Origin of the sequence: Achromobacter sp., assembly GCF_036567245.1 — a bacterium.
In the GTDB taxonomy this organism is placed as follows: Bacteria; Pseudomonadota; Gammaproteobacteria; order Burkholderiales; family Burkholderiaceae_B; genus Achromobacter.
On sequence record NZ_DATCUY010000257.1, the window covers coordinates 1 to 3975 of the forward strand.

Consider the following 3975-nt stretch of genomic DNA (forward strand, 5'->3'; position numbering starts at 1 on the left):
CAGCGCGCGGCGCCGCGACCAGACCGCATCGACGCGGATGTGGCGCGGCCAGCCCGGCGCCTTCAGCTCCACCAATTGGTCCTGGCCGAAGCGCTGGATCATCCAGCGCGGCAGCTCGGTCCAGCCGAATCCGCGGCTGGCCATTTCCAGCAGCATCAGATAGCCGGGCGCCGACCAGGTGGCATAGGCCGGCTCGGCTTCCTTGTCGCCCAATTCATACGTGCTCAGGCGCAGCGCGCGCTCGGATTTCAGCTGGTCTTCGGTGACCCGGGGCAGCTTGGCCAGCGCGTGGCCGCGGCCCACGCACAGGACGATCTCCGACAGCTCCGCCAGCGTCGCGTGCGCCACGTCGGGCGGATAGCTGTCCTGCGCGGCCATCAACCCCAGGTGCGCGCGTCCCTGCTGCACCAGCGCCACCACGTCCTCGTACTCCGCGATCAGGCATTCGAAGCGCAGCGCCGGATAGCGCTGGTCGATCTGGCTGAGCATGGTCTCGAAGGTCTCGGACTGGAAGGTATCGGACAGCACCAAGGTCAGGCGGGGCTCCAGGCCCTCGGCCAATTGGCTGGCGCTGCGGTTCAGCCTGTCGTTGGCCGCCAGCACCTGCAGGGCCTGCCCCAGCAGCACCTGGCCGGCCTCGGTCAGCGTCGGCTGCCGCTGGCTGCGGTCGAACAGCGTGACGTTCAAATCCACCTCCAGGTTGGCGACGGTTTCGCTGACGGTGGACTGGCTCTTGCCGAGCTTGCGGGCGGCGGCGGAAAACGTGCCTTCGGAGGCGACCTGGGCGAACGCCGCCAGGGATTCCAGGGAGTGGCGCATGCGGGCAGGCTCCGGGGTAGGGCTGATGGATTATCGGTTTTTCCGATGAAAACCATCTTTATGGTAACGGAAATATCGTCGAAAATCGCTTCCACTCAGTATCAACCGACCGCAGGTGGGTCATGACGCAAGCCAAGAAAACCCTCAAAGAACGTTTCCTTCACGCCTTTCTGTTCGAAATCATCGCCATCGGCCTGTGCGCCCCGGCGGCCGCCTGGGCCATGGGCAAGTCCCTGTTTGAAATGGGCGTGCTGACCGCGGTGATCGCCTGGATCGCGCTGGTCTGGAACATGATCTACAACGCGGGCTTCGACCGCATCGAGAACCGCATGGGCTGGACCCGCACGCTGCGGCTGCGCGTGGTGCACGCCTTCGGCTTCGAGCTGGGCCTGATCCTGATCGTGATCCCGCTGGCGGCCTGGTGGCTCAATATCAGCCTGTGGCAGGCCTTTGTGCTGGATATCGCGCTGGTGCTGTTCTATCTGCCCTACGCCTTCCTCTACAACCTGGCGTATGACCGCTCGCGGCCGCGGGTCTTGCAGTGGCTGGCCCGCCGCAATGGGCAGGCCGCGCCGGCCGTCACGCGTCAATCACCTTGCGCGTGAACATCTCCAGGTAGTCCATCAGCGAGTCCGCGCCCTTGATAGCCGCGGACTCGTTGCCGGTGGCGATGCCTTCGGCCATCAGCATGTGGCGGCGCGCGCCTTCGGCAATGTCGCCCTCGTGCTGGTAGGCGTACCAGAAGCGCCGGCACTGGATGATCAGCGGCGCCACCGCGTTCACGGCCGAGGCATTGCGGCAGGCCTGGTGGCAGACGTGGTCCAGCAACTGGTCGGCATGCATGTAGTCGTCGAGGTTGCCGCCTTCCGCGGCGCGTATCATCTGCGCCGCGCAATCCACGATCTGGCTGCGCTGAGCCGGCGTGGCGCGGCGCGCGGCGCTGGCCGCGATCAGCTGCTCCAGCGCCCGGCGGGTCTGGATCAAGTCCATGTGGTCGGCCAGCTGGATCATGGATACGCGCAGGCCGCGCCGCGGCTCCTGGCGTATCAGCCCGGCTGCCACCATGCGCAGCAGCGCCTCGCGCAGCGGCGTGCGGCCCAGGCCGGTCTTTTCGACCAGATCCGCTTCGACGACCGCGCTGCCCGGTTGCAATTGCAGCGTGGCGATCATGCTTTCGATCTGGTCGTAGGCGACATCGGCGGCGCGCCGTTTGGATTCTGCTGCAGCCATCAACTATTGTTTTCCTTCGTTTTGCGCCACTGCGCGTAGGCCAGCCATTCGCCGACGAATCCGCGCCGGAAGAACGACACGCACAACACGAAAATCAGTCCGATGACGATGGTGACGATGTCGCCCAGGGTGGCAAGATAATTCTGCAGGCTGACGACCAGCGTCGCACCGACCACCGGCCCCCATACCGTGCCGATGCCGCCCAGCAGCGTCATCAGCAGTACTTCCGTGGAGGTGGCGAGCGACACGTCGTTCAATGCAACCAGCTGGAGCACCAGCGCCTTCAGCGAACCGGCCAGGCCGGCGACCGCAGCCGACAGCACGAAGGCCAGCAGCTTGCACCGGTCTGTATCGTAACCTAGCGATATGGCGCGCGGCGCGTTGTCGCGGATGGTCTTGAGCACCTGGCCGAAGGGCGAGTGGATCACCCGGTAGACGAACAGGAATCCCAGCACGAAGACCGCCAAGGCGAAGTAATACATATTGGCGTCGACGCTCAAATCCACCAGGCCCAGGAACTTGCCTCGCGGGATGCCCTGCATGCCGTCTTCGCCGCGCGTCCAGCCCACCTGCACGGCCATGAAGTACGCCACCTGCGACAGCGCCAGCGTGATCATCGCGAAGTAGATGCCGGTGCGCCGGATCGCCAGCCAGCCGATCGCGTAGCCGATGGCGGCGGCCATGGCCACGCCGCAGGCCATGGCGATCTCTGGCGGCAGGCCTCGGGCGCCAAACAGGATCATCATTTCGCCGGCCGCGTAGCCGGCCCAGCCGAAGAACGCGGCATGGCCGAACGACACCAGGCCGGTGAAGCCGGTCAGCAGGTTGAAGGCCAGCGCAAACAGCGCAAAGCACAGCACCTTCATCACAAACACGGGGTAGACGATCTGCGGAAAGAACGGCACCAGCAGGGCCGGCACCAGCAGCAGCGCCAGGATGCGGATCGAGGAGGGTATGCGCTGCACCTTATTTCTCCTTGCCGAACAGGCCGGCGGGGCGCGTCAGCAGAACGATCGCCATCACGATGAAGACCACCACCGTCGAGGCTTCGGGATAGAACACTTTGGTCAGGCCTTCCAGCAGGCCCAGGGCCAGGCCGGTGACGATGGCGCCCATGATGGAACCCAGCCCGCCGATCACGACCACCGCGAACACGATGTTCAGCAGGTTCGAGCCCATCAGCGGATTGATCTGCATGACGGGCGCGGCCAGCACGCCGGCCACCCCCGCCAGCGCCACGCCAAAGCCATAGGTCAGGGTGATCATCACCGGCACGTTGACGCCGAACGCCTGCAGCAGCCTGGGATTCTCAGTGCCGGCGCGCAGCATGGCGCCCAGCCGGGTCCGTTCGAACAGATACCAGGTGGCAAAGCACAGCACCAGGGACGCCACCACCACGAAAGCGCGGTAGGCCGGCAGGAACATGAAGCCCAGGTCGAAGCCGCCTTGCAGGACTTCGGGCGGCTCATACCCCACGCCCGAGATGCCGTAGAAGTAGCGAAAGCCTCCCTCCATCATCAACGCGATGCCGAAGGTCAGCAACAGGCCGTACAGGTGGTCCAGGTGATAAAGCCGCTTGAGCAGCGTCTTCTCGATCACGACGCCGACAGCGCCCACCAGCAGCGGCGCCACGATCAACGCAGCCCAGAAGTTGATCTGCACGCCTGGCCCCAGCAGTTGCGGCAACTGCGTGAAGCCGATCCAGGCCAGGAACGCGGCCATCATGAACTGGGCGCCGTGCGTGAAATTGACGATGTTGAGCAGGCCGAAGATGATGGCCAACCCCATGCTCAGGATGGCGTAGAAGCAGCCGTTGATCAGCCCCACCAGCAGTTGGGCGAGCAAGGCGGGAAGCGAGATGTCGAACATAGTAGGCGGCGGGCGGACAGGTGTCGCGTCGATTTCCGGGAAGCGCGCGGCGGTGCG

At 65.2% G+C, this 3975-nt stretch carries 5 protein-coding genes; 1 reads left to right on the plus strand and 4 read right to left on the minus strand.

Features of this window, described 5'->3' with window-relative positions; translation table 11 throughout:
* A partial coding sequence (locus VIR09_RS11435; protein WP_332012976.1) for a LysR family transcriptional regulator occupies positions 1 to 819 on the minus strand: 819 nt, incomplete at its 3' end.
* Between the two features lie 122 nt (positions 820 to 941).
* Between VIR09_RS11435 and VIR09_RS11440 the strand changes: the two genes are divergently transcribed.
* On the plus strand, positions 942 to 1424 hold the full coding sequence (locus VIR09_RS11440) for a multidrug/biocide efflux PACE transporter (RefSeq protein WP_332012977.1): 483 nt from the start codon (positions 942 to 944) through the stop codon (positions 1422 to 1424).
* Here the strand turns inward: VIR09_RS11440 and VIR09_RS11445 are convergent.
* The 3 genes from VIR09_RS11445 to VIR09_RS11455 are packed head-to-tail and all read right to left on the minus strand — an operon-like array spanning position 1399 to position 3918.
* Positions 1399 to 2049 carry a GntR family transcriptional regulator gene (locus tag VIR09_RS11445; RefSeq protein ID WP_332012978.1) on the minus strand — a complete coding sequence of 217 codons (651 nt, stop codon included), beginning with the start codon at positions 2047 to 2049 and terminating at the stop codon, positions 1399 to 1401. The two genes, VIR09_RS11440 and VIR09_RS11445, sit on opposite strands and share 26 nt — an antisense overlap.
* Complete coding sequence (locus VIR09_RS11450; RefSeq protein WP_332012979.1) at positions 2049 to 3014, minus strand: branched-chain amino acid ABC transporter permease; 966 nt, start codon at positions 3012 to 3014, stop codon at positions 2049 to 2051. Before VIR09_RS11450 ends, VIR09_RS11445 begins: the two co-directional genes overlap by 1 nt.
* Before the next feature lies 1 nt (position 3015).
* Entirely contained in the window at positions 3016 to 3918 is a 903-nt protein-coding gene (locus VIR09_RS11455; protein WP_332012980.1) for a branched-chain amino acid ABC transporter permease, read from the minus strand.
* Positions 3919 to 3975 lie beyond the last annotated feature (57 nt).

Bases quoted from the DNA above. Each gene is read 5' to 3' on its own strand.
- VIR09_RS11455 (WP_332012980.1), bottom strand. From the start codon at position 3,918: ATGTTCGACATCTCGCTTCCCGCCTTGCTCGCCCAACTGCTGGTGGGG.
- VIR09_RS11445 (WP_332012978.1), bottom strand. From the start codon at position 2,049: ATGGCTGCAGCAGAATCCAAACGGCGCGCCGCCGATGTCGCCTACGAC.
- VIR09_RS11440 (WP_332012977.1), top strand. From the start codon at position 942: ATGACGCAAGCCAAGAAAACCCTCAAAGAACGTTTCCTTCACGCCTTT.